This is a genomic window from Methylobacter sp. S3L5C (assembly GCF_022788635.1).
Taxonomy (GTDB): domain Bacteria; phylum Pseudomonadota; class Gammaproteobacteria; order Methylococcales; family Methylomonadaceae; genus Methylobacter_C.
Genome location: NZ_CP076024.1, coordinates 264,064 through 290,494, shown reverse-complemented (window position 1 = coordinate 290,494; position 26,431 = coordinate 264,064). Strand labels below are relative to the sequence as shown.

General features: G+C 43.4%; 18 protein-coding genes and 1 pseudogene. 17 read left to right on the top strand and 2 right to left on the bottom strand.

The features are described from left to right. Positions 1-32 precede the first annotated feature (32 nt). From hyfB to KKZ03_RS01330, 11 genes are all read left to right on the top strand, one after another. Complete coding sequence (gene hyfB, locus KKZ03_RS01380) at positions 33-2,159, top strand: hydrogenase 4 subunit B (RefSeq protein WP_243219574.1); 2,127 nt, start codon at positions 33-35, stop codon at positions 2,157-2,159. A 58-nt stretch (positions 2,160-2,217) separates the two neighbouring features. After that, a complete protein-coding gene (locus KKZ03_RS01375) occupies positions 2,218-3,162 on the top strand; it encodes a respiratory chain complex I subunit 1 family protein (RefSeq protein ID WP_243219565.1) in 945 nt (314 codons plus the stop codon). Next, on the top strand, positions 3,162-3,839 hold the full coding sequence (locus KKZ03_RS01370) for a formate hydrogenlyase (RefSeq protein ID WP_243219556.1): 678 nt from the start codon (positions 3,162-3,164) through the stop codon (positions 3,837-3,839). The genes KKZ03_RS01375 and KKZ03_RS01370 overlap by 1 nt, the downstream gene beginning before the upstream one ends. Next, on the top strand, positions 3,836-5,299 hold the full coding sequence (locus KKZ03_RS01365; protein WP_243219554.1) for a hydrogenase 4 subunit F: 1,464 nt from the start codon (positions 3,836-3,838) through the stop codon (positions 5,297-5,299). Before KKZ03_RS01370 ends, KKZ03_RS01365 begins: the two co-directional genes overlap by 4 nt. Then, positions 5,296-6,936 carry an NADH-quinone oxidoreductase subunit C gene (locus KKZ03_RS01360; protein ID WP_243219544.1) on the top strand — a complete coding sequence of 547 codons (1,641 nt, stop codon included), beginning with the start codon at positions 5,296-5,298 and terminating at the stop codon, positions 6,934-6,936. The genes KKZ03_RS01365 and KKZ03_RS01360 overlap by 4 nt, the downstream gene beginning before the upstream one ends. Positions 6,937-6,944: 8 nt before the next feature. Beyond that, a complete protein-coding gene (locus tag KKZ03_RS01355; protein ID WP_243219543.1) occupies positions 6,945-7,454 on the top strand; it encodes an NADH-quinone oxidoreductase subunit B family protein in 510 nt (169 codons plus the stop codon). A gap of 375 nt (positions 7,455-7,829) precedes the next feature. Then, on the top strand, positions 7,830-8,774 hold the full coding sequence (locus KKZ03_RS01350) for a cation diffusion facilitator family transporter (RefSeq protein WP_243219542.1): 945 nt from the start codon (positions 7,830-7,832) through the stop codon (positions 8,772-8,774). Positions 8,775-9,417: 643 nt separating this feature from the next. Then, a complete protein-coding gene (locus tag KKZ03_RS01345) occupies positions 9,418-10,443 on the top strand; it encodes a lipopolysaccharide assembly protein LapB (protein ID WP_243219541.1) in 1,026 nt (341 codons plus the stop codon). A gap of 161 nt (positions 10,444-10,604) precedes the next feature. Continuing rightward, positions 10,605-12,056 carry a sensor histidine kinase gene (locus KKZ03_RS01340; RefSeq protein WP_243219540.1) on the top strand — a complete coding sequence of 484 codons (1,452 nt, stop codon included), beginning with the start codon at positions 10,605-10,607 and terminating at the stop codon, positions 12,054-12,056. Beyond that, positions 12,053-13,474 (top strand): sigma-54 dependent transcriptional regulator, encoded by a 1,422-nt coding sequence (locus tag KKZ03_RS01335; RefSeq protein WP_243219538.1) that lies wholly within the window; start codon positions 12,053-12,055, stop codon positions 13,472-13,474. The genes KKZ03_RS01340 and KKZ03_RS01335 overlap by 4 nt, the downstream gene beginning before the upstream one ends. A gap of 353 nt (positions 13,475-13,827) precedes the next feature. Next, complete coding sequence (locus KKZ03_RS01330) at positions 13,828-15,114, top strand: transposase (RefSeq protein WP_243219537.1); 1,287 nt, start codon at positions 13,828-13,830, stop codon at positions 15,112-15,114. Between the two features lie 107 nt (positions 15,115-15,221). Here the strand turns inward: KKZ03_RS01330 and KKZ03_RS01325 are convergent, their stop codons facing one another. Beyond that, on the bottom strand, positions 15,222-15,545 hold the full coding sequence (locus KKZ03_RS01325) for a hypothetical protein (RefSeq protein ID WP_243219535.1): 324 nt from the start codon (positions 15,543-15,545) through the stop codon (positions 15,222-15,224). Between the two features lie 558 nt (positions 15,546-16,103). Between KKZ03_RS01325 and KKZ03_RS21935 the strand changes: the two are divergent. The 6 genes and pseudogenes from KKZ03_RS21935 to KKZ03_RS01285 all read left to right on the top strand — a co-directional run bounded on the left by KKZ03_RS21935 (position 16,104) and on the right by KKZ03_RS01285 (position 24,420). Then, positions 16,104-17,463: pseudogene (locus KKZ03_RS21935) on the top strand (IS4 family transposase). Positions 17,464-17,553: 90 nt separating this feature from the next. Then, a complete protein-coding gene (locus tag KKZ03_RS01305) occupies positions 17,554-18,036 on the top strand; it encodes a protein-L-isoaspartate O-methyltransferase (protein ID WP_243219525.1) in 483 nt (160 codons plus the stop codon). A gap of 423 nt (positions 18,037-18,459) precedes the next feature. Next, positions 18,460-19,593 carry an LPS export ABC transporter permease LptF gene (gene lptF / locus KKZ03_RS01300; RefSeq protein WP_371744788.1) on the top strand — a complete coding sequence of 378 codons (1,134 nt, stop codon included), beginning with the start codon at positions 18,460-18,462 and terminating at the stop codon, positions 19,591-19,593. Further along, positions 19,594-20,661, top strand: coding sequence for an LPS export ABC transporter permease LptG (gene lptG, locus KKZ03_RS01295; RefSeq protein WP_243219524.1), 1,068 nt, complete (start codon positions 19,594-19,596; stop codon positions 20,659-20,661). Between the two features lie 248 nt (positions 20,662-20,909). Then, complete coding sequence (gene secA, locus KKZ03_RS01290; RefSeq protein ID WP_243219522.1) at positions 20,910-23,636, top strand: preprotein translocase subunit SecA; 2,727 nt, start codon at positions 20,910-20,912, stop codon at positions 23,634-23,636. Positions 23,637-23,946: 310 nt separating this feature from the next. Continuing rightward, on the top strand, positions 23,947-24,420 hold the full coding sequence (locus tag KKZ03_RS01285; protein WP_243219520.1) for a Crp/Fnr family transcriptional regulator: 474 nt from the start codon (positions 23,947-23,949) through the stop codon (positions 24,418-24,420). Positions 24,421-24,717: 297 nt separating this feature from the next. Here KKZ03_RS01285 and KKZ03_RS01280 read toward each other — a convergent pair whose 3' ends face one another. After that, on the bottom strand, positions 24,718-26,118 hold the full coding sequence (locus KKZ03_RS01280) for a diguanylate cyclase domain-containing protein (protein ID WP_243219519.1): 1,401 nt from the start codon (positions 26,116-26,118) through the stop codon (positions 24,718-24,720). Positions 26,119-26,431 lie beyond the last annotated feature (313 nt).

Genomic DNA, 26,431 nt, shown 5'->3' with positions numbered 1-26,431 from the left:
AATAGTTTTAAATTTCAGACAGTGAGAATTTCATGATCCTTTTATCAGCGTATTGTGCGGTACTTTTAAGCTTTGCTTCCGGTTTGTTGGCACTGATGATGAATCAGCGACAAATCCTGTTGGCAATAAGCCAGTACAGTGTTAACAAATTCTTTAACGGTAATGTAAAGTGTCGGGATTGGGTTAATAAAAGTCTTGAAGAACAGCATTACCCGGCTTTTTTAAGACAAGCAGTCTTTGTTTTATTGGGTTTTTCAGGTCTGTTTGCCGTCATAGCCGGTTTAGCGGTGCTGATCAGTAACGGAGTTATTACCGACCTGATTGCTTTAGGCTTACCCTGGCTGCCGTGGCATGTCCGTTTTGATGCCTTATCCGGTTTCTTTTTTTTGATTATAGGCATTGCCGTCTGTGCAGTGAGTCTCTACGGACCCGGTTATGTCAGTAGCTATAAAGAAAAAGAGCACCCTTTTGCCGTTCTGGGTTTGTTTACCGGTTTGTTTGTTGCCGGGATGTTGTTGGTGCTGTTAGCCGATGATGCTTTTATGTTTATGATTGCTTGGGAGCTAATGTCGGTAGCAAGCTATTTTCTGGTGGCCTTTCAACATGAAAATCCTGCCAATCGCCGCGCCGCGTTTCTATACTTATTGATGGCTGAGGTTGGCGCGTTGTCGATTATTTTAGGCTTTGGCGTACTGGCCAGTTTTTCTGACGGCTTTACTTTTGATGCCTTACGGGAATCCAAATTGTCAGTAACGTGGGCAAGTATTGCTTTCGTATTGGCGCTATTGGGTTTTGGCATGAAAGCCGGCATAGTTCCTGTGCATATTTGGTTACCGGAAGCGCACCCGGCAGCACCTTCACATATTTCAGCCTTAATGAGCGGCGTAATGCTTAAAGTGGCACTGTATGGTTTGATCCGTTTTATTTTTGATTTACTCGGTGATATTCACTGGGAATGGGGCGTAGCGTTGCTGGCTCTGGGAACTCTTTCAGCGCTGGGCGGCATCCTCTATGCCATGATGCAACCCAATTTAAAACGCCTGTTGGCTTACAGTTCAGTTGAAAATATCGGTATTATTTTTATGGTATTGGGCTTGGCCATGATTTTTATGGCAAATGGTCATTCGCAACTAGCGGCATTAGGTTTTCTGGCCGCTTTACTGCATGCCTTCAATCATGCCTTGTTCAAAAATTTACTATTCTTGGGGGCGGGTATCATTCAACACCAGACCCATGAATTAAATATCGATATGATGGGTGGCCTGATTAAAAAAATGCCGCAAACCAGTTTGTTGTTTTTGGTCGGCTGCATGAGTATTTCTTCGTTACCTTTGTTTAACGGCTTTGTTTCCGAATGGCTGGCTTTTCAAACTGCATTACAGGTTGATGTCCTGGAAAATGGCGTCTTGCGCAGTTTAATTCCTGTTGCAGCGGCTGCCTTGGCGCTGACATCAGCTTTGGCAGCCGCTTGTTTTGTCAAAGTGTTTGGGCTGATATTTCTGGGCCAATCACGATCAGAAAACAGTGAAAATGCCCATGAAACACCCTATAAAGGCATGTTGGCAGGTCCTGCTTTATTGGCCGGTTTGTGCTTTTTTATCGGGATTTTCCCGAACGTGATCATTCAGCTAATTAATACTGTTTCAGGTCAACTGTTGGGACAAACCTTACCGAATGATTCTGCTTTGGATTGGTTGTGGCTGGCTCCGGTTTCTCCCGAGCAAGCATCCTATTCTGCGCCACTGGTACTAATAGGAGCGCTCATTGCCGCCGGCATCTGTTATTGGTATTTACGGCGCAATCCTTTAACAGTAATACGCAAGGCTGAAACCTGGGATTGTGGCTTTGGTGGGTTAACACCTCGCATGCAATATACCTCCAGTGCCTTTACTATGCCTTTACGGCGAATCTTTGCCAGAGTCTGGCTTGTCGACGAACAAATTAACAAAGACATGCAAGGCGCCATGAATCTGGATGTTGCAGCAGTCCATTACAAACTGCAGATTGAAGATCATAGCTGGCCGCTTTTTTACCACCCGATAGCACGAGGAGTCAATAAACTGGCCAAGCAGGTTGGACGTATTCAAACCGGCAATATACGAACCTACCTGAGTTATTCGTTTGCAACGTTACTGCTTCTGTTATGGGTAATTAGCTAATGCGTATAAATACAGCATACTCTACAGCCCAAACCTCTCTACTGTTTGGAGAAATACAATGAATTGGTTAATCGCCATTTTACAAACCGCGTTATTTGTCGCCATGGCGCCGTTATTGGCCGGTTGGCTGAAGTGGTGCAAATGTCATTTGCAAAATCGCAAAGCGCCCTCTTTATTACAGCCTTATCGGGATTTGCTCAAATTAACGCATAAACAACCGGTAGTTTCAAAACAGGCGTCTTGGCTATTTATAGCCACACCTTACATTGTCTTCTCCGCCACCGTTCTGGCGGCAACGGTAGTACCATTAATCGCTGTTGATCTACCTACTTCGGCCAGCGCTGACGTGATCGTCATGGTAGGTTTTTTTGCCTTTGCCCGGTTTTTCCTGGCCTTGGCGGGACTGGATATGGGGACTGCATTTGGTGGCATGGGGTCGTCCAGGGAAATGACCATCTCTTCGTTGGCAGAACCCGCCATGTTGATGGCAGTTTTTACGCTGACCATGACCGCTTCCACAACAAATTTATCCGGTGCCATTGCACATGTCATCAACGAAGGTATGGTGCTAAGACCTTCCTTTGTGTTTGCTCTGCCTGCCCTGCTTTTGGTTGCCATCGCTGAAACCGGACGCATTCCTGTTGATAATCCGGCTACGCATCTGGAATTGACCATGATTCATGAAGCCATGATTCTTGAATACAGTGGCCGGCATCTGGCGCTAATTGAATGGGCCAGTCAGCTTAAACTAATGCTTTATGGCGTATTGATTGCCAATATCTTTTTTCCGTGGGGCATCGCCGAAACCTTTAGTGCTGAAGCATTAGGCTACGGCTTACTGGCAATTACAGGCAAGCTCGCTTTGTTAGCGATAGTTCTGGCGATAGCCGAGACTTTATTTGCCAAAATGCGCTTATTTCGAGTCCAGGAATATCTTAGCTTTGCCTACTTATTAGGCTTGCTGGGTATGTTGAGTCACATCATTTTGGAGGCTGCACGCTAATGCATATTGAACAAACCGATTTTTATACACAAGCCATTTTATCAATGGCGGCATTGGTAGGACTCACCTCTTTTCTCATGCTGGGGCAAAGCAGGTTGCTGCGGCTGATTTTTGTCTTTGCGTTACAAGGCTTTCTGTTAACCATCACCACCGTGTTGGCGGGCTATAGTTTGGACAGTCATCACTTGTATATTTCTGCTGCACTAACCTTGCTGCTAAAAGTTATTTTTATCCCGTGGATGTTAAGACGCGAAGTTATGCACATGAATGCACAACGAAGTATTCAGGCATTAAAAAACAAGACCATGGTAATGCTGGGCGGAGCAAGCTTGATGGTATTTAGTTATTATATTTTACATCCTATCGTACCAACTACCTCACCGGTCATGCTCAATGCACTGGCAGTCAGCCTTTCAGTAGTATTGTTGGGTATGCTGCTAATGATTTCCCATCGTCAGGCAGTTGCCCATGTGGTGGGCTTCATGTCGATAGAAAACGGGTTGTTTTTTGCCGCTATCGTTGCTACCAAAGGTATGCCGATGGTAGTCGAATTGGGTGTCGCATTTGACGTATTAGTGGCAGCCGTGCTGTTCGGTATTTTTTTCTTACATATACGTACCAGCATCGACTCACTGGATGTCGACTTGTTAAACCGCTTAAACGAGGTGGATAAATGATCGCTGCTTATCTTGTATTATTTATCCCTTTTGTCGGAATTATTTTTTTTGCTATTGTTGGTCATAAAACGGACATGGGTAAAATCAATGTCTGGTTAAACGGCATCTGTTTGCTGGCATCTATCTGGCTGGCGATTAATGTACTTAACCAAGGTACTATTTTATCTCCCAACAAGGCCTTTTTAATTGATCCTTTTAATGTCTATTTGATTGCCCTAACCGCTTTTGTCGGACTGACCACGTCTATTTTTTCGTCATCTTATATGGCGCATGAAAAGGAACTGGGTAAGCTGACTGACAACCGGTTAAAGCTTTATTACTCGATGTATCAGGGTTTTATGCTGGCCATGTATATGGTATTAACCACCAACAACATGGGTATTATGTGGGTAGCCATGGAAGGTGCGACCCTCGCGACCGTGCTATTGGTCAGCTTATACCGCACTCCTGAATCTATTGAGGCCGCCTGGAAATACTTTATTCTTTGTGGCGTAGGTATTGCGCAAGCCCTGTTTGGTACCATTTTGCTTTATTACGCGGCAGTTCAGATCGGCGATGGTGAAAATGCCTTACTGTGGTCAGTACTTTATGAAAATGCCACGCAATTAAATCCGGAGATACTTCAAATTGCCTTTGTTTTTTTACTGGTTGGCTATGGTACAAAAATCGGCCTGGTTCCTTTACATAACTGGTTACCTGATGCCCATTCCGAAGGCCCTACCCCCATGTCGGCAGTATTATCCGGCCTATTGTTAAATGACGCCTTATATGCCGTTGTACGCAACAAGATGCTGGTGGATGGTGCAACCCATAACAACATGGCCGGTTATTTAATGATGGGCTTTGGCTTATTGTCTTTTCTTGTTGGCGCCTTGTTTCTGCATCGCCAGAAAGACATTAAACGATTATTCAGCTATTCATCCATTGAACACATGGGGATGATGACTTTTGCCTTTGGGGTCGGCGGCCCCATGGCAACTTTTGCCGCATTACTACACATGACTGTACATTCACTGACAAAATCGGCTATTTTTGTCACCGTAGGTCATGCTGCGCAAATTACCGGCACTCAAAGCATGGATAAAATACGAGGCTTGATAAAAACCCAACCCCGCGTAGGCTGGGGGTTGTTGATAGGCACACTGGCCATTGCCGGGTTCCCGCCTTTTGGCGTATTTACCAGTGAATTTCTGGTTTTGCTGGCCACCATGCATAGCTATCCCTGGCTGGCACCATTCTTGTTGTTAGGTATCGGCATCGCCTTTGCCGGACTGTTCAGACATGTACAACCCATGGTTTATGGTGACAAACCCGAAGACCAAAACCCCGTTAAAGCCAACTTATGGCCGGTGATCATTCATTTAGGTTTGGTATTGTGGCTAGGTCTGGCTATTCCGGAGTTTCTGGCCAACTGGTTTTCACAGGCAACCTTGTTAATCTCGGGGAGTACACCGTTATGAGTTCATCAAACTGGGCGACAGATTTTTTAAACCAACTCAATAACGCAGAATTTTTTATCGTTCCGACACTGATGAATCGACATTTAACGACTGCCGGACAACCAGACGAAGATATCAAAAACAATAATGCCGTGCTGTGGAACATTGAAAGCAAGCACTGGCAACAGTTCAGTCAGCACGCAATTGAACAAAACCTGCGTTGGGTAGCCGGTTGGGCAGAACATGCCGAGACACTATTTATCGTCAATACCTGCTTTGAAAAAGAAGGGACTTATTTATTGTTACGTACCCACGTCAATAACGAGAGCCCTGAATTACCCTCACAAGCAACCGTTTATCCAGCCGCTAATCGCAGTGAACGTCATACTCAAGACATGTTTGGCATTAACTTTATCGGCCATCCTGATAATCGACGCTGGACGCAACATAAAGCTTGGGCTGAGGGTAGTTATCCCTTGCGCAAAGACTTTCCTGTTCAAGGCGAGCCACAAGCTGTTACCCCGCCCGATATGGATTATCCTTTTGTTAAATCCTACGGTGCGGGGGTATATGAAATTCCCGTTGGTCCCGTTCATGCCGGTATTATTGAACCCGGACACTTTCGCTTTCAGGCCGTAGGTGAACTGATATTAAATCTGGAAGAACGCTTGGGTTATACCCATAAAGGTATTGAAAAAATTGCAGAAGACCGGACACCTGAGTCTTTGGCTCGTTTAGCCGGTCGAGTTTCTGGCGATACCACGGTATGCCATTGCTGGGCAGCCTGCATGGCAATGGAGCAAGCTGCAGATATTCAAATCCCACCACGGGCCGCCTTAATACGCGGTATTTTGGCAGAGCGCGAAAGGATAGCCAATCATTTAGGTGATATGGGTGGGATTTGTAATGATGTCGCTTTTGTTTTTGCCCAAATGCAATTCACCCGTTTGCGTGAATTATGGTTACGCACCAATGCAACCGTCTTTGGCCACCGCTTGTTAATGGACAGAATTGTTCCGGGCGGCGTCATCAGTGATTTATCGTTAGACTCCTGTGCCTTGGTTTCCCTGGAAATCAGTCAACTAAGAATTGAGCTGTCAGAAATCATGCCTGCGGTAGACCTTAACTCATCCCTGGAAGACAGGATTTACACGGCGGGTTATCTGTTACCGGAAATCGCTGCCGCTTTTGGTACGCTGGGTTATGTTGGCCGTGCCAGCGGGCAAAATTTTGATGTCCGCAGAGATTCGCCCTATTCACCTTACGATCAAGTCGTTTTTAAAGTTGCGGTGGAAAACCAAGGCGATATTGCCTCAAGATTCTGGGTCAGATACAAGGAAATTCTGTCCTCGTTAAAACTTATTGAACAATTTATAGCGCAACTTGTTATAGCACAACCTGCGGAGGGTAAAATACTCACCGAATGGCAGCCACCAAAAGCTGGCAGTGAAGGCTTGGGAATCGTTGAAGGTTGGCGCGGAGAAATCGTCACTCATATTCGTTTCGATACCGATAACAAAATCACCCGTTTTTATCCACGCGACCCCAGCACCTTAAACTGGCCTGCTTTAGAAAAACTGGTGCTCAATAATATTGTGCCGGATTTTCCTGTTTGCAACAAATCCCTGAATGGCTCTTATTCAGGCAACGATTTATAGGAGGCTGTGTGCTGCAACTTATTAAAAAAATCCTGACAACCGGTGTTGTCACTGAAAAGTACAAAGCTCCCAAGGACGATGAACTGGAACAGCTGGGTATACAAATTAAACGTCACATTGACAAAAGTTTTTCCGGCAGCATTGCCATAAGAGCGGTCGACGCCGGTTCCTGTAATGGTTGCGAACTGGAAATCCATGCGCTTAATAATCCGTTTTATGATATTGAGCGTTTTGGTATTCATTTTGTCGCCTCGCCAAGGCATGCCGATGTGTTATTGGTGACCGGTCCTGTGTCGCGGCACATGCAAACAGCATTGCTACGAACTTATGAAGCAACACCAAATCCAAAATGGGTTATTGCCGTTGGTGATTGTGCCGCTTGCGGTGGTGAATTTGGCGTTTCTTACGCCAGTTGCGGCGCAGTAGCCAATGTTATACCTGTCGATATGACCATAGCCGGCTGCCCGCCTACACCTCTGGCATTACTGAAAGGGTTGCTGGGCTTGATTAATAACTGATGTTAGCCATATTCAATAAAAGCTATAGCCCACGAAAGACACGAAAAGCACGAAAAGCACGAAAAAAAATGAATAGCTAGAGCCCTGATTGGCAAGATTCTCCTGCCAATCAGGTCCATATTCCAGCCATAATTATAATAAAAATGGACACAGATTACGGTTTTGACGCCCTCTCCCTTCTGGAAAACGCTGTCAAAAAACGCAAATAGTAGCCGTCTGCAGTATCTTTCATGAACATTGATTGACTGATTCCAGTTCAAAATAGGGGTATCAGCTTACTTAACTGCCAAATTAAGATATGATTGTCGTCAATTAAATTTCACAAGAAGTTAACCGTGTTAACAAGTTATTTTTTGTTGGCATAGGGAAATAATAATGGCCGATCATCACAACCACAATCATTCTGAAAAACATCACCACCCTGTCCCCAAAAACTATGGACCGATTTTTGCGATCACCGTTGTTCTAAATCTACTGTTTGTTGCCGTTGAATTTGGCTATGGATTTCTCACTAATTCAACTGCGCTCATAGCTGATGCAGGACACAACACCTCAGATGTGTTGGGTCTGCTGTTGTCTTGGAGCGCTATTATTTTGACGCGTAAAAAACCCAGCGAACGCTTCACCTATGGACTGCGCAGTACATCAATTCTGGCCGCACTTGCCAACGCGATGTTGCTGTTGGTAGCCTCGGGTGCCATTGCCTGGGAAGCTATTGAACGCTTTTCACAACCCCCTGTTATAGCCGGACTTACCATATCCGTAGTGGCCGCCGTTGGCATTGTCGTCAATGGCCTGTCTGCGTTACTGTTAATGAAAGGCAGTAAAGGCGACTTAAACATTCGCAGTGCCTACCTGCATATGGCGGCAGATACAGCAGTATCACTCGCTGTAGTACTTGCGGGTATCGCTATGCTTTACACCGAATGGTATTGGCTTGATCCGGCTATTAGCTTGGTTATCGTAATCGTTATCGTGATTGGTACCTGGGGCTTGTTTCGTGAATCGGTGAAACTGGCCATGAATGCAGTACCGGCAAATATTGATGTAACTGCAGTAAACGATTACTTATACCAATTGGAAGGGGTAACAGACATTCATGATCTACATATTTGGGGTTTAAGTACCACCGAAAATGCGCTAACGGTGCATCTGGTCATGCCCAACGGCCACCCTGGCGATGCCTTTATTGATGATTGTGTAAGGACACTTGAAGAACAGCATTCCGTTCATCACTGTACTCTACAAATTGAACTCGGCAGCACTGATCATACCTGTTCTCTTACGATAACAAAGCCGGTTTTGCACCATCATCATTAGGTTTAAACGCCTGACACTGTCCATGCTGTTGACCCTGATTGCCAGGCTCTGTTGACGTTTCAAAAAGAATAAATCAATGGGTTATCGACATGTCGTTACTAAATGCTGGCATCCAGATGATAGGATGCCATTTATGGCTTGTAACTAATCGTAATTCTTGCCTGAATTACGATTAAGAAAATCGTTATTTAATTTATCTAATTGAAAAATATAGATTAACTTTTTAGACAAAACGTCAACAGAACCTAGGAGGCTGTTTATTTTGTCATGTGCCTATTGGGAAAAAAATTGACTGACAAAGGAATTAGCCATTAATAAACCAGCCATCCCCGTTTGATAAAACTCCTGGCTTTCAATTTCCACTATCATTCCTTTGATGAGAGTCGCATGGCATGCCATACTTGCGGCCACTTCGTATTATAATGCCCTCTTGGAAAAACGATGAAAAATATAAGGTCTTTACTTGTGTCCTCTTCAAGGACTGTTAATAGAGCCATTTATAACAGAACCTAACCTTAGAAATAAGCTATCTTGTTGATTATACGGCGAATTTAATGCTTGCAATAACCTGTAAAAATAAAAAGCCATGACGAATCCTAATGCATAATTTACAGGACATATCATTTCCGGTCAGGATAAGATCATGAATTTTTTAGCTGATTGCTGGAATTTTATAAAGAAACTGGGACTTATCGTTGCCTTAATCACAATGTTAATTGGCGGTGGCTGGATAGCCAATCACTATGACATAGCCAAAGCACCTACGTCTGCCAGACAGTTAATCGTTGAAGGTGATAATGCTTTAAATATAGGTCGTTATCGCGATGCTCAACGAATTTTTGAAGCTGAATTAAAAAATAATCCACAAAACAAGCAAGCCGCATGGAGCTTGAAAATAGCCAAGATTGGACAAACATTAGCCCAACCAGAGTTTAAAGACACCATCGATATTCTTTATCAACAAGACCCCAACGATGCCCATGTTAATTTATTTTTGGGGCAGTTTTATGTCGCCAATAATCAGGTAGATAAAGCCATGCAACATTATAATGCTGCCATCAGACAAAATTGGCGACTGTCTGATGCCTATTATAATTTGGCTTTACTTTATGACCAGTTAGGGAATTACGAAGCTGCCAAAGTTGAATCTTTGCGAGCAATAAACCTGTCACCAACAGCCAAATATCGAAATAATCTGGGTACCATTTACTTTAAAGAAAAAAATTACGACCAGGCCATTGGGGAATACTCAAGAAATAAGCAATACCCACTATCCGCACTTGAAAGTGCCAAAATTTACTGGCGTCTTGAATATTTAAGTCAGGCGTTAAGCTATCAAAAACAAGCAATTGAGTGGCTGGAAGATAAAGCCCTTATGGCCGAAGCGGAAAATGAAGATGCCTGGCATTTTGAAATTGCTCCCGGCAAGGGAGTTGAGTTAACAACTTTGGACGAGAAAAAAAGTTATGGATACCTGTGCTTATCAATAAGTCTTTTTTTACAAGGCTATGACGACGGAGCTGCTGGTATGGTAAAAAAATCACAGGATTTAAATGTTGTACGTCAATTTAAAATCAACGCCTTACTAACCGCCGAACTAGATGCTTTGATACAAAGTAATGATAATTTTTCAAAACAGGCGACTAATTTTAAAAAGCTTTATCTGTAAACAAGGCTTCCAGATATCCCAACAAAAAGTTTTTTAGATGTAATCCGCCCGACAATTTCCATCCGCTAAACGGCTAATGGCTTGCTTATATTTCTGCCCATCAACACCGGCGGCGGCCTGTCTCCACAACCAAACCAGTTTAACGACTCAAAAGGGATGCCATGACCTCAATTTTCTACCGGCCGGCAAAAATTCGTGCCTTGGCATTTTTTGGCCTGTTGTTATTGGCTCTTGCGATTCTTGGCGGCATGATCTGGCGAAACCTGCATCACTTTGAAACCGTTTTATCCTATGTAAACTACTCCCACCGCATTCAAAATGTGTCGGTAGGTTTACAGCAATCCTTGATTGGTTATGTGACCGAGACTATCCCCGATTCTCACCCGGTTATTTTAACTAAAACCCTGAGTGAAATGCAGGCACTAATCGATGATAATCGTTATTTATTACCCTCGACCAGAAAAAGTCTGGAAACTGTCAGTAGCCTCCTGACCAATATAAACAAACTGGACAAGTTAGATAAAAATGCGCGGCTGATACAGGCTCTTGAAATAATGAGTCAGACACTCGGTGAAGAAGCCTTACGACGGGAAAAATTACTGGAGGATATTACTTTTGATACCCAAACCGAACTGTATATTGCATTAGTCACCTTCACCTTAATTTTATTGGGAGCCATGTTATTTTTACACTATAGAATATTGCATCCGCTTAATGACTTGAGGCAATTATTGGAACGATTGACGGAAGAAAACTATATACCGATTACCACAGATCACCTCGACCCTTTGCTGTTTCCGGTTTTTAACAGCTATAACGCTTTGGTTATGCATCTTGCCGATCTCGAAGAAGCCAAACGCTTGTATGCCCAATCATTGCAACGAGAAGTCAGATTAGCCACACAAGCCCTGCTGGAGCAGCAATATAGCTTAGCCAGAGCAGAACGTTTGGCGGCAATTGGAGAAGTTGCTGCCGAGTTGGCACACGAAATTCGTAACCCATTGGCCGGCATTCAAATGGCTTTTACTAATTTACGTCGTGAAATTGATGATGAATACCAGTGTGAGCGAATGGATCTGATTAGTAGCGAGCTAAAGCGCTTGGCACGTCTGTTAAACGAGATGCTGGATCAAAGCCGTCATTCGCCTGAGACAGCAACCGATTTTGATATGGCAATACTCATTCGGGATTTACTGGCCCTGACACGCTATCAAATCGCAGAAGCCATCACACTGAACAGCGATACCCCCGATACATTGCCAGTGCATCTGCCCGAAAGCGGCATCCGTCAGGCTTTGTTAAATTTAATATTAAATGCAGCCGATGCCCTGGAGGGCAGTTCGGGCTTAATTAGCATAAAAGCTTATACTGAACCTCAAGGCTTACGCATTGATGTATTTGACAATGGCCCCGGCTTTTCTGACGATATGCTTAACTACGGCATACGACCGTTCCGCACCAGTCGTCCACGCGGCACAGGCCTGGGATTGGCTATGGTACAACGTTTTATCAAAGACATCGGTGGCACGATCAAGCTAAACAATCAACAACCTCATGGCGCTTGTGTCAAGGTATTGGTACCAAAAGAATGCTTTCCTGGAGAAAAATCATGATAGAAACCTTGCTCATCATTGAAGATGAAAAGCTGCTGGGTTCAGAATTATCACGCCACTACCGCGCACAAGGCTGGGATGTGGTATGGGCCAGTACTTTAGCTGAAGCGAAGACCTTGCTACTTAAAGATCGTATAGAACCGCTATTGATTCTATCCGACATGAATTTGCCGGATGGTAACGCTCTGGATTTTATGGAAGCGGTAAAAAAACATGTCAATTACGCCGAATGGCTATTTTTGACCGGCTACGGCAGTGTTCCTGATTCGGTAAGAGCGCTGCGTTTGGGTGCTTATGATTTTCTCGAAAAACCTTGTGATCTGGAGCGTCTTGACCTGGTTGTTACCAGCGCGACTCGCAGTGCCTCAATACAACGTCGTGTTATTGATCAAACCAAGCAAGGACATAGACGCTACTCACCGGAAGCTTATATCGGTCATAGCCGGCAAGCACAAGATATTCGGCAATTATTGGCAAAACTGACACAAGTACCCTTTAGCGCCCTGATTATCGGTGGAGAAAGCGGTACCGGGAAAGGTTTAACCGCACGTATTCTGCATTATGGTGGTCCTCGCGCCCAACAACCCATGATTGAAGTTAATTGTGCCGCATTACCACGCGAATTACTGGAATCCGAATTATTTGGGCATGAACCGGGTGCCTTTACCGGTGCGTCAGGACGGCACCGGGGCTTGTTGGAACAGGCAGACGGCGGCACCTTATTCATGGATGAAATTGGTGAAATGCCGCTGGATTTACAAGCCAAGCTGCTTAAGGCTATTGAAGATCATAAAGTACGGCGTTTGGGAGGGGAAAAAGAGATCAGTGTTGATGTCCAGATTGTCGCTGCCAGTAATCGTGATTTGGAAAAAATGGCACAGGATGGTAGTTTTCGTGCCGATTTATATCATCGTTTGAGCGTATTTAAGGTCATTTTACCGCCGCTACGTGAAGCAGTTGAAGATCTTGATGAGCTGGTGCCACTCTTTGTTGCCGAATACAATGCCAAAGCCGGACGACAAGTAAAAGATATTCCTGATGATGTCTGGAAAAAACTTAAAGCGCATTTCTGGCCGGGTAATGTCAGGGAACTGCGCAATGTTATTGAGCGTTGTGTATTATTTGCTGATGGCACCACATTTCCAGGGCAATGGTTACAATTACCTGGGCAGCAATCCCGGACAGAATCAAATGATCGGGATCAAAAAGATACCCAATCTCAGGCAAAATCGAGTGGGCAAGGTATTTATTTGCCTTTGGATGGCAGTATGGCGCTGGATGATATGGATCGATTTATCATTAAAACTACGTTGGAACGAGCTGATAATAATCTGACTGCCGCTGCGAGAGCACTGAGTGCAACACGAGAAACACTGCGCTACCGGGTACGAAAATACAATCTGAAAACAGTAGATTGAAGGTATTTCTGCATACTTTAAAACGGTGAACTTTACTTGATTTTAAAATTTCGCGTTAACAGGGATGTACGAGAGTGCAAAACCTTTATAAAAAGCCAGGTTACAATATGACAGCAATCGTAACCTGACCATTATTAATTTTCGTTATACTCGATGTTCAAGTTTTTAAGCTTAGAAAAACAGCAGGAAAACGGGTAAGCCAATCAGTGTTAGAATTGAGCGTATTTCAACACCATGTTGATGTCCGAACCGGCACACTTTATAAAATCGTTTATCACTGATTTAGATGCGGCTTTGGGAAAGCTAAAGCCCACGGCTAAACTGACGCCACTACAAGAGATTTGGTTGGGATTTTGTTTGACGGGAATATTGCTGACCAATTCGGTATGCTGGGCGAAATTCGAGCGTGCGAGCTTGGGAGAACGCAAGATCGCCGCGCTTTCGTGGATGTTTCGCGAAGCAAAAGTAGCCTGGGATTATTTGCTTTTGGCGAGTGTGCATTGGTTTTAAAGCGGCACGGGATTACAGAAGGCGTACTGGTTCTTGATGAATCGGATCGGGCACGCTCAAAGCGAACTAAGCGAATTTATGGCGTTCATAAGCAAAAACACAAGGTTTCAGGGGGCTATGTCAACGGACAGACGGTGGTTTTATTATTGCTGGTGATGCAGACGGTCACGCTTCCGGTAGGCTTTGCTTTTTACCGACCCGATCCGGCGCTAACGGCATGGAGTAAGGAAGATAAACGCTTGAAAAAAGCGGGCATGGCGAAAAAAGATCGCCCTGTTCAGCCTGTGCGCGATAGTCGATATCCAACAAAAACGCAGCTTGCTTTACGACTACTGCAAGCTTTTAAGGATGCCCATGGCGATATCAAAATCAAACCCGTGTTGGCTGATGCCTTGTACGGCGAAGCGGGTTTTATGGATACCGCTTCACGGATATTTGATATTAACCAGGTTATCAGCCAGTTACGCGAGAACCAGATCATTGAATATAAAAGCAAGAAAAGGAATTTGAAGGCCTATTTCAATACCATCAACAAAGGCATAGAGGTGACTTTGCAGGTGCGTGGCGGTGAACAGGTTAAAGCGACCGTGAGTAGTGCGCGATTAAAAGTACTTGCGCAGGGTAAAAAACGCTTGGTTGTTGCCGTGAAATATGAAGGCGAAAGCGATTACCGCTATTTAGTGGCCACCGATATGACGTGGCGTACCATGGATATTATTCAAGCCTACACGTTGAGGTGGCTTGTAGAGGTTTTCTTTGAGGACTGGAAGCTTTATGAAGGATGGGGGCGTGAGGCCAAACAATTGGATGAAGAGGGATCAAGCCGTGGCCTGATTCTGAGTCTGTTGTTTGATCATTGCCTTCTCCTTCACCCAGAGCAGACGGCCCGTATAGAAAACAAACTGCCCGCGTATACCGTAGGCAGCCTGCAAAGAAAGTCTCAAATGGATGTGCTGATTGAATTTATCAAAACATTGCTGGAGCACCAGAATCCAGCAGAGAAACTTAAAGAATTGGCTGTACTTGTTGACGATGTTTTTCAGTTAATGCCTTCCGGTAAGCATATGGTTGGTAGAGATTTAGGCCGACTGGAACCGACTGCTTCGCTACAGTACCGTGCTGCTGGATGATTTGCCAAAAATAAGACGGTAAAGAGTTTAAAAACTTGAACATCGAGTTATACAACCGTTCAAGTATTTTTAATAAATAAACCTGATGTCTCAGGATTATTTTTACTTTATTTATCCATTTTCATCATTTTTGGATGATGCATACTCATCATTTGAATATGCTCAGCTTTAATCAACTCAAGCTGCTGATCTTTTAATGCCTGTTTTTTGTTTGGATCGGTTTCTGCAAGAATTTTATTGGAAAGGTCATGCATCTTAAGCATCTCTTCCTGTCTAATTTTTAAATGTTCCATCATTTTTGATTCATCCATAGTGCCCATGGCATGATCCATTTTCATTTCAGATTTCTTTTCAACCGGATCACCTGCTACACTGATCTGACTTAAAGAAACGAGTGCCAAAATTGCGATTAGCTTAACAAGTTTTTTCACGACATTACCTCTTACACTTTTTGTTATAGAAAAATCACCATAACACTTTTATCGTAAACCAGCCATTAATAATGGCTGGTAATTTGACCCAAAAATGCAACCCTTAATTGACTTTTTTGGTATTAAAGATCTCATTCCTCACGGTTATTGTCTGTCGTGGAGTTCTATCTTACTTTGGCTGCATGTTGGTTCAGATCTGCTAACTGCTTCTTGCCTTTTATTGCATTCCTTTAACGCTGATCTATTTTGTCCGGCAACGCAAAGACTTCCTCTATCCGTCGCTGGCACTCCTGTTGTCAATATCGGTTATTCCATGCGGTACTTCACATTTAATAGACATCTTTCCTAAATAGTCGATATAGAATTTGGCCTTGATAAGGTTAAAATAGCGATCTACCTCTGAAAACACGGATAGCCATGACTCCTTATGCCCTAATACTGCTACCGCAAATGTAATTAATCTATAAGTTACAGTTAGATACGCAAATAATAAGATAAAGATCAAGCACTATTCTGGTAGAATTTTGAGTATTACAAAGTCTGATCAATAACTTAACCATGCCAGCTATTAAAAAAAACCGTATTCAGCAGCAAATTGACCGCTTCAAAAAGTCATTTTTGCAATCCCAAGGACTAGGTGTTGAGGATTTTTTTCAGCCGACAGCATTACCAACATTATCGCCAATACCCCGCATAAACGCTCCTCGGTGTTCTTGCCCTTAGTCACGCTTAAAGCTTTCATTTTCCAAGTATTAAGTGATGACCGTTCCTGTAAACAGGCAGTGGCAGGCGTATTGATTGATCGTATCGTCGATGGACAATCAGCCAATACGGTTAACACGGGACCTTACTGTAAAGCCCGCAACGCTTACCACTAAAGGAACTCAGAGCAGCCACCACAGCTGCTGGTTTGCGTCTTCATAACCAGTCTCTGGCCGCGTGGCGATGGAAGGGTTATAACGTTGTCCTTACTGATGGAGCAACGGTGCAAATGCCAGATACACCAGAGAATCAGGCAGACTTTCCTCAGCTGGATAGTCAAAAGCCTGGCTTGGGCTTTCCGATTGCTCGCATGGTTGTGTTGATTTCTTTGGCTGCAGGAACCGTGCTCGACTATAGCTTGGGAGCCTATTAAGGCAAGGGAACTGGCGAAACATCGTTACTCAGTCAACTGTTTGGCAGCTTGTCAGCTGGAGACTTGCTGATGGCAGACCGCTATTACTGTACCTTCGCCATTATTGCGCTCTTGCAGGCTCGTGGAATTCCTGTGCTATTTCCACTACATGCCCGGAAAAAAGTAGATTTCAGCTTGGGTGTCTACCTGGGTGCAAGAGATCATTTGATTGACTGGACGAAACCCAAACGGAAACCGGTGTGGGTGTCCAAGCAGGACTATAGCGACTTGCCGGAATCGATTACCGTCCGAGAGTTTGCGGTAAACGGCAGAATCTATTTGACCACCTTACTGAATGCAAAGGGCTTTCATAAGCAAGAGCTGGCTATGCTTTATAAACAGCGCTGGAAAATTGAGCTGGATTTTCGTTCCATCAAAACCAATATGGGCATGGAAATATTACGGTGCAAAAAACCTGACATGGTAAGCAAGGAGATAGCTATCCACTTATTGGCATACAACATCATTCGTGGCAATTTGGCACAGGCAGCCAGCCTGCATGAGAAGATACCCCGCCAACTGAGTTTCAGGTCAGCAGTGCAACTGGTCATTCAAGCCGCCAAGCAGATGGTAGGCTTGACAGGGAACCAACTCATAAGCGCCTTGCGTGAATTATTAAAAGCGATGGCATCAACGGCCATTGGAAAACAAAAACGTAAGAGCCAGCCAAGGGCAGTCAAACGCCGACCAAAACCCTTTCCTTTGCTGATGGTGCCAAGAAACGAGGCATGTTTAAGCCTCTGACTTTGTTTTTTATATTTGCGGTAGCAGTATTACAGTCCGATACCTATTGGTTCAGAACAAACAATTTCCCAGCCTTATATGGTTGCTTTAATGAGCGATTTATTGAACACTAAATCCTCTTATGTCATTCTGGAAATAGGTACCGGTTCCGGTTATCAAACGGCCATATTGTCTCAGTTGGTACAGCAGGTTTATTCCATGGAAATAATTGAAGATCTGGTGACAACATCAGGCAGACGCCTTAATAAACTTGGATATAATAATATTGATATTCGTCAGGGTGACGGCTACTTTGGTTGGGCGGAACACGCCCCCTATGATGGCATTATTGTTACCGCTGCCGCGTCGCATATTCCCCAACCTTTGATTGATCAATTGGGTGAAGGCGCACGTCTTATCATACCGGTTGGTCTGCCTTATCGTTATCAAGAGCTGATGGTGGTAGAAAAAAAGCCGAGGGTGAAATTGAAACCCGAAAGATTCTTGGTGTCAGATTTGTGCCACTTACCGGCGGGCATTAGTCTTGACATCGTTCTGGATCGATATTTAAAGTTATCATGCGCATACTTTTAAGTCGAATTGGCTCAGCTTACACAAGGATTGTTGTGTGTGATGAAAAGGCCTGTATTTGTCGCTGTTGTGGTAAAATTTTTAACAGGCGATTATTTCAGGCTAAAGTATTGAGGTGGTTTTCTACGAATAATATTCCCGGCTTACTGGTATTTTTATCCATTTATTGCGTTGTTAAAATAATTATGTGGTCAGCTACTCGTCTAATTTCGGCTCGATAACTGCTCTTGCGTTTCTTAATGACTTTATTGTTGGTGCCCTCGATCGCTGTTCCGGGCTCGATTCTAACTCCGCCATCCATGGCTACGTAACTTCTGCATCTTTTCAGTCGTTGTAAATAAACAAAAATCCTGCGCTACTTGGGACTATTAATTCTTGGATATTATCTGGGATATAAAGCTATTCACTTTGATTAGGGAGACAGACTTGGAAGCAGATTGGCCAAAAGGTTATAAAACAGAACATCGTAAATTGGTTACTGTTCTGGATAAAATGATTGTCCAAGACTTAATGAAAACATTACTGTCTGTTTTAACGGTAATTGTGGTGATTATTGTCAGTCGAAAATTTATCAGGGTTCTTGATGATGCTATTGCCGGGCAGGTGTCAAATGAAACTTTGTTGAGTATTCTGGGGCTAAAAACCATTGTAGCCAGTATTGAATTCTTACCGGTTGCACTATTTATGGCGGTGTTAATGGTGATGGGCAGAATGTACCGTGATCAGGAAATGGCAGCGGTCGCGTCAGCTGGCGGTGGTGCAGGAACTATTTATCGGGCTGTGTTTTTGTTGGTTTTTCCATTAAGCGTGCTGTCTGTTGGCTTATCTTTATATGTTTCGCCATGGGCAGAATCTCAGGTAGACAAGTTAATGCAACAAGGTCAAGATTCGGCTGATCTGCGAGGTGTTGCTGCCGGAAAATTTAGTGAGTATAGCCAGGGTGATCTGGTTTTTTATGTGGAAAAAATTAGCGACGATAAAAAGATGCATAATGTTTTTGTGCAGAATAGAAATAATACCAACGTAGCTATTATTAATGCTGAATCAGCCCGATTAAAAGACTTGCCTGACGGAAAATATATAATTTTTGAGAATGGCGAGCAAGTACAAGGGCAACCAGGCACCTTAAATTATGTGATTGAACAGTTTGTAGAGTATGCCGTAAGAATAGAAGAAAAAGTATCCGTGGCTGCAGTCAACAGGCAAGCACTCTCTGCCGATTTGCTCTGGGGCTCCGATGTGATGTTATATGTAGCTGAATTACAACGTCGTTTTTCCATTCCTTTGGGAGCGATGCTATTAAGTTTTGTTGCTGTGCCGTTAGCCCAAATTTCACCTCGCAGTGGTGTGTATGGAAATATGTTTGCAGGCTTTTTAATCTATTTTAGTTATGGAAATCTTGTGCGTGTCAGTCAAAGCTGGGTGATGAGTGAGACTATCCCTGCATGGTTGGGTGGTTTGGGTGTTAATGTATTATTATTATTGATTGGTAGTTTCTTATTGGCAAGATTGTATGGCTGGCAGTGGCTGGTAATGAAAGTTAGAGGAAGGGTATCTTAAGTGCGTGTTTTAACTGGTTATATTGTCAGAGAAATTCTAAAAGGCTCATTTGTTGCGCTGTTATTGTTATTGACCCTGTTTAATTTATTCACTTTTAGTGATGAGCTAAAGGACTTGGGTAATGGTTATGGCTTAAAACAAATTTTTTATTATCTTGCGCTGACTTCGCCTAGTGTTTTTTATGAATTGGTTCCAGCATCTGCATTATTGGGCAGTTTGTTCATTTTGGGAGCGATGGGTAATAATCGTGAGTTGATTGCCATGCGAGCTGCCGGATTATCGGTGTTCGGCATTATTAGGGCCGTTATGCTGGCTGGGGCGGTATTGGTTGTTATTTCAATACTTATCGGTGAATTTGTTGCTCCGGTCACTCAACAAATGGCGCAAATGGTCAGGATTTCTTCCCGTAATGAGCAGGTTATCATGAATGCCAAGTATGGACTTTGGTTACGTGAGGACAAAAAGTTTATTAATGTTCGGCAAATAGTGGATAACGGTAATTTGGCAGATATTAGTATTTACGAATTGAACGATCAACAGCACTTGCATCAGACTATGCATGCTGACCAAGCGGTTTATTTGGGTAAGCAGCAATGGAGCCTGAAGAATACCAAAACATCAGAAATTTCAACACAACAAATGGGCATCAGTGCCCAAGATAACCAACTCTGGAAGTCATCAATTGCGCCTGATTTATTAAAAATTGTCGTGGTTAAGCCCAATAATTTATCGATAATTGATTTGTTCAGTTATGTAAACTATTTAAAGAAAAACCATCAAAAATCCCATGTTTTTGAGCTGGCTTTTTGGGGACGCGTAGTTAATCCTTTGGTTACCCTGGTTATGTTATTGTTATCTGCGCCTTTTGTGATCGGTGTTAAACGAGGTGTTAGTGTTGGTGAAAGAATGATGATAGGTGTTGTCATCGGCATGGGGTTTAATATTATCGATAAAATTGTAGGGCATATTGGCTTGATTTATGACTTGAGTCCTCCATTAATGGCATTTATTCCCAGTTTGACTGTTTTGGTGCTGGCATTGTTGGCATTGAAGCGGGTGCAGGACTAATTGATGTTAACTTGCCGTGGTGTATTTTTGAGGTTTACCACATCAGTTTTAATGATCAATTTTATTTTGGGCACCTGCCTGGGTTAACTTCTCTATTGCCATGTTTTGTTAATAACAGCCTGAACATTGGCTCGTTTTAGAGTTAAATATACCAATATTGGGTGTTTTTATCTGTAACTAAAACACCAGACAGTATATAATCCAATGTTTTTAGTCAATCATTTACTAAATTCACACCGGAAGAAAACATGCTGGGTAAGCTGGTTAAATTTGTTGTAGGGAGCCGTAACGACAGGCTAATAAAGAAGAAAAAGAAACTGGTCAAAAAGATCAATTCTTTAGCTTCAGAATATGAAAAGCTATCTGATGAGGCATTAAAAGCAAAAACTCAGGAGTTTCGTGATCGTCTGGTGGAAGGTGAAAAGCTGGATAATCTGATCCCGGAAGCATTTTCAGCGGTCAGGGAAGCTTCTTCACGAGTCTTTGGCATGCGTCACTTTGATGTTCAGTTTATTGGCGGCATGATACTTCATGACGGCAAAATTGCCGAAATGAAAACCGGTGAAGGTAAAACTTTGATGTCAACGTTGGCAGCCTATTTAAACGCCCTGCCGGGGCGTGGTGTGCATGTTGTTACGGTGAACGATTATCTGGCCAAGCGTGATGCTGAATGGATGGGCAGGCTTTACGCTTTTCTTGGCATGACTACAGGCGTTATCATTAGCCAGATGGATAATGGACCAAGGCGCGATGCTTATGCGGCAGATATTACTTACGGTACCAATAACGAATTTGGATTTGATTATCTCCGCGATAACATGGCTTTTAGCCTGGAGCAAAAAGTCCAGCGCGATTTAAGCTTTGCTATTATTGATGAGGTGGATTCCATTCTTATCGATGAAGCGAGAACGCCGCTAATTATTTCCGGGCCAACGGAAGAAAGCACAGAAATATACATCAAAGCCAACGAAATCATCCCGTTATTAAAAAAGCAGGATGATGACGAGCATCCTGGTGATTATACGGTTGATGAAAAGACGCGTCAGGTCTATTTGACTGAAGCCGGTCATGAGTGTGTAGAACGTTTAATGCTTGAGCATGGTTTGATGGCTGAAGGAACCAGTCTTTATGATGCTGCCAACATTCGTCTCATGCATTATCTTAATGCATCTTTACGCGGCCATGTCTTATTCAAGAAAGACGTCGATTACATTGTCGCAAATAATGAAGTGGTTATCGTTGATGAGTTTACCGGAAGGATAATGCCGGGACGGCGTTGGTCTGAAGGTTTGCATCAAGCCATTGAAGCGAAAGAACATGTGGCCATTAACAGTGAAAACCAAACACTGGCTTCAATCACTTTCCAAAACTATTTTCGCTTGTACGATAAGCTTTCAGGTATGACCGGTACTGCCGATACTGAAGCGTTTGAGCTGAACAAGATTTATGGTCTTGAAGTCGTTGTTGTACCAACGCATCGGCCCATGATTCGTAAAGACTTGGGTGACTTGGTTTATCTGACTACCGATGAAAAATACATCGCTGTTGCCAATGACATTAAAAGTTGTGTTAGTCGTGGGCAACCTGTTTTAGTGGGAACAACTTCCATTGAAAACTCTGAACTCTTGTCTGAGTTGCTAAAAAAACAGGGTATTAACCACGAAGTACTTAATGCCAAGCAACACGAACGTGAAGCCCATATTATTGAGCAGGCAGGTATGCCGGGCGCAGTCACTATCGCTACTAATATGGCAGGGCGAGGTACCGATATTGTTTTGGGTGGTAATCTGGATGCCGAGCTTAAGCTTTTAGGTGAAGATGCCAGTGATGCTGAAAAACAAAAAGTGCGTGGCATCTGGCTGGACAGACATAATCAGGTACTTGCCAATGGCGGCTTGCATGTTATTGGTTCGGAACGTCATGAGTCGCGTCGTATCGACAATCAATTAAGAGGCCGTTCCGGTCGCCAGGGTGATCCTGGTTCAACACGATTTTATTTATCCCTGCAAGATGATTTGATGCGCATTTTTGCCTCTGACCGTGTCGCAGGATTAATGAAGAAACTGGGTATGGGCGATGGCGAGGCGATAGAGCATCCGTGGGTGACACGGTCTATTGAAAATGCGCAGCGTAAGGTTGAAGGGCGCAATTTTGACATACGTAAAGAAATTCTGGCTTATGATGATGTCGCCAATGACCAGCGTAAAGTGATTTACACTCAGCGTAACGAGTTGATGGCAGCCAAAGAAATTTCCGGCATTATTACGGCCATCCGCGAAGATGTCGTTAATAACGTGATTACCCAGTACATTCCTGCAAAAACCATGGTTGAGCAATGGGATATAAAAGGTTTGGAAGAGCATTTGCAGCAGGAATTTAATGTTCAAGTCGCCGTCCAAAAAATGCTGGATGACGATCATAATATGCAGGAAGTCTCTTTACGTACCCGAGTTATTGGCATTCTGGAACAGAATCACAAAGAAAAAGAGCAGCAAATTACTCAGGATGTATTGCAGCATTTTGAAAAATCAGTGATGTTGCAAGTGTTGGATACCAGTTGGAAAGAGCATCTGGCAGCGATGGATTATTTGCGTCAGGGTATTCACTTTAGAGGTTATGCGCAGAAAGACCCCAAGCAGGAATACAAACGCGAAGCCTTTGAGATGTTTACCAATCTGTTGGAACATATTAAATATGAAGTGATCGGGATTCTGTTTAAAGTGCAGGTTCGGCAGGAAGAAGACGTTCTGGCAATTGATGAGCAAATGCAGGCGCCTAAAGAAATGCATTTTGAACATGCAGCTGCACCTGTTCCGGAGAATTATGATGAAGCATTGATTAATGCTGCAGCGCCTGAAAATGAGGTTGTAGCAGAGCAACCTTTTGTCCGGGATGGCGATAAAGTGGGTCGTAATGACCCATGTCCTTGCGGTTCAGGTAAAAAGTACAAGCAATGCCATGGTAAATTAAGCTAAAAAGCTTTACCAGCGGTCAATATAGTGGCCGGAAACAGCTGGTTACCCTTTCGTTAATATCAGGGTAACCAGTTGTTTCCGGCCATTTTTGTTTGTGGGATGGTTGGGTTAAATAGTTGAATTAACTGTAGACGGCAAATATGCGTGTTTGTTTTAATATTGCAGGAACCTGTTGAATTGGGCGAATACTGTTGCAATCACAATAATGGCGGTTCGAACAGCTGTCATCGGTCAAAGTACTTTCGTTACCTGAAAATGTACGTTAGAATTTGCTGCCATCGACACCAAAACTTGATTTGTGGGGTAAGCCATGAATAATCAATCAATTTCCGAGTACCTGTCGGCCCACGAGTTTTTCTCCGGGCTCAGCGATGATGTCCTGAAATTTTTGTGTGAATGTTCGAGCACCTGTGAGCTTAAAAAAGGGCATATTCTGTTTCGACCAGGCGAAAACGCAAACAATTTTTATGTAATTTACCGTGGATGTATCTCCATGCAAATACCGGCAATAATAGGTCCGGCTCTTGAGATACAAGCTCTGGGTAAGGGTGAGGTATTGGGATGGTCTTGGCTGATATCACCCTATAAGTGGAATTTTCAAACCAAGGCTGAAGAGGATTCCGAATTATTCCAGTTTGATGGGGCAGCCATATTGGCAAAGTGCGAGCAGGAACCAAAATTCGGCTACCAGTTGTTAAAGAGATTTACCGTATTAATGTCGGTGGGCCTTAATGCTGCTCGTCAGAAGATGATGGAGGAATGGAATCCGGCGGGGTTTGCTTAGGAAATTTCTTGCAAATAATATACCCAGCTTGCTAGTCTTTTATTCATTGACTGCGTTGTCAAAATAGTTATGTAGTCAGCTACCTACGCGCTTATTTTTCTGCCTCGGCAACTGCTCCTGGGTCTCTTACTCTTAAGGGGCCTACTGTTGGTGCTCTAACGCCTGTATCCTTGCAGTCATTGTAAATAAACAAAAATTCTGCGCCACTTGGGTATATTAATTCTTGGATACCACCTTAGGAGGCGGTTCTGGCATAGCAAGCCTGTTACCGGTAAGTTCAAAAATAAAATTAGGTTCTTATGTGCTTTTTTTCATCATGCTTTTACTTTGTTCTTTTGCGTTGTACATTCTTGTATCCGCTTTTATAAGCAATTCACTCATTTCTGTGCCATCGTCAGGATAAACGGCAATTCCCAAGCTGATACCAACGTTTAATTCAATGCCTTGGATAAAGACCGGCTGTGTAAACTGGGCTTGAATTTTCTGCGCAATTTTTTGCGCATTTTCGTAAGACGTGTTTTCCAGCAGGATTACAAATTCGTCGCCGCTGATTCTGCTTAAAGTATCCTCATTTCTGATGCAATTTTTTAGCAAAGTGCCCAAAGTCTTAAGTAGCTGATCACCAACTTCGTGGCCATAAGTATCATTGACTTTTTTGAATTCATTCAGATCGAGAAACATGGTCGAAAATGTTAAGTTGCGACGCTGTGCTCGCGAACAGGCTTGGCTAAATCGATCAGTCAATAAGGACCTGTTCGGTAGTCCTGTCAAGGCATCGTGTGTTGCCATATAAAGCAAATGATTGGCTGACAGGGTCCTTTGTTCTTCCTTGCGTAGATAGATGTTTAGAAAAAGTAGCATGAGCATCAGGAACAGAAGCAAAGTACTGCCTGTTGATATTACCAGTGGCAAGTCGAGATCAGACCAGCCCAGTTTTTTTTCAACACTGATGGCGAACGGCTGGCCTTTGCTGTACAGTTTTCTTTCGGAGGTGAGTTTGGGGAATAAGCTGGCTCCTAATTCATTCGGTGGCAAAGATGCTGAAATATGTAATAACAAGCCTTCAGGATCATCACTTGAATAGTTCGAGTGGTAAAGACGAAAATCCAGATTTTCTACCAAAACAGCGATCTTCTTTTGGATTGCTTCTGCGCTGACTATTAATAGCGCCAGCGCTTGTTTTCGCTTGGAATTATCCCCTCTGGGAGGATCGGGAACAGGGTGATAGAGAATATAGCCGCGAGGCCCCTCGACTAGGTTAAACGGGATGGTAGCAACTGGGGAATGTAGTTTTTGTGCTTGATTTAATGCCTCGCGCATAAACTTAGCTGAATCCATATCTGCACCAATTAGTTGCCTGGTATCAGGTGACATTGGTTCAATAAAAATAATCGGATTATATACAGGCTTTTTTTTAACAGATTCCCAAATGCGGGGATCAGCCATATAACTAAACGCTTTCACTTTGAATTGGGGAAACCAGGATTTTTTTTGTCTGGCGATAAATTCGGCTAAATCAATTTGTTTTACGGTAAGCGCAACCTCGAGTCCATAAACATGCGGGTAGCGGGCAAGAATTAGTCGTGCGTAACGGGATGTGCTTTCTCTATCGGCATATTCAATGGCGCTAAGAAATGCACTAAAACCCTCCAAAATTGACTCATTGTCACGGGCGATGAGTTCGATACTATCGTGCAATTGTACGATTCTTTGATTGAAAGCGACTTCAGCTTCATCTAATACAAATTTGGATGCTATATTTATAGTGACGGCTGTTACTAAAGTCCATCCCAGAAAGACGAGGCCATAAATCCAGAAGGATTTTATCTTGAATATATTTAGCAAGTCGTTTTTTCTTTTTTTGTGGCCACTGTTTCGTATCCCTGAAAAGACTAAGTAATCGTCTGGCTTTTCTGGTCGATTAGCACTGGTGTGTTAATTTCAAATTAATTGAGATGATACAGGAAGCAGAAAGGATAAGTGCAGTTTTTTCACGTTCTTGAGTTATCCA

What these genes read in the sequence shown, in the direction of transcription:
- KKZ03_RS01335 (WP_243219538.1), top strand. Translation starts at nt 12,053, where the DNA reads ATGATAGAAACCTTGCTCATCATTGAAGATGAAAAGCTGCTGGGTTCA.
- KKZ03_RS01350 (WP_243219542.1), top strand. Translation starts at nt 7,830, where the DNA reads ATGGCCGATCATCACAACCACAATCATTCTGAAAAACATCACCACCCT.
- KKZ03_RS01285 (WP_243219520.1), top strand. Translation starts at nt 23,947, where the DNA reads ATGAATAATCAATCAATTTCCGAGTACCTGTCGGCCCACGAGTTTTTC.
- KKZ03_RS01375 (WP_243219565.1), top strand. Translation starts at nt 2,218, where the DNA reads ATGAATTGGTTAATCGCCATTTTACAAACCGCGTTATTTGTCGCCATG.
- KKZ03_RS01345 (WP_243219541.1), top strand. Translation starts at nt 9,418, where the DNA reads ATGAATTTTTTAGCTGATTGCTGGAATTTTATAAAGAAACTGGGACTT.
- KKZ03_RS01365 (WP_243219554.1), top strand. Translation starts at nt 3,836, where the DNA reads ATGATCGCTGCTTATCTTGTATTATTTATCCCTTTTGTCGGAATTATT.
- KKZ03_RS01305 (WP_243219525.1), top strand. Translation starts at nt 17,554, where the DNA reads ATGAGCGATTTATTGAACACTAAATCCTCTTATGTCATTCTGGAAATA.
- KKZ03_RS01370 (WP_243219556.1), top strand. Translation starts at nt 3,162, where the DNA reads ATGCATATTGAACAAACCGATTTTTATACACAAGCCATTTTATCAATG.
- hyfB (WP_243219574.1), top strand. Translation starts at nt 33, where the DNA reads ATGATCCTTTTATCAGCGTATTGTGCGGTACTTTTAAGCTTTGCTTCC.
- KKZ03_RS01340 (WP_243219540.1), top strand. Translation starts at nt 10,605, where the DNA reads ATGACCTCAATTTTCTACCGGCCGGCAAAAATTCGTGCCTTGGCATTT.
- secA (WP_243219522.1), top strand. Translation starts at nt 20,910, where the DNA reads ATGCTGGGTAAGCTGGTTAAATTTGTTGTAGGGAGCCGTAACGACAGG.
- KKZ03_RS01360 (WP_243219544.1), top strand. Translation starts at nt 5,296, where the DNA reads ATGAGTTCATCAAACTGGGCGACAGATTTTTTAAACCAACTCAATAAC.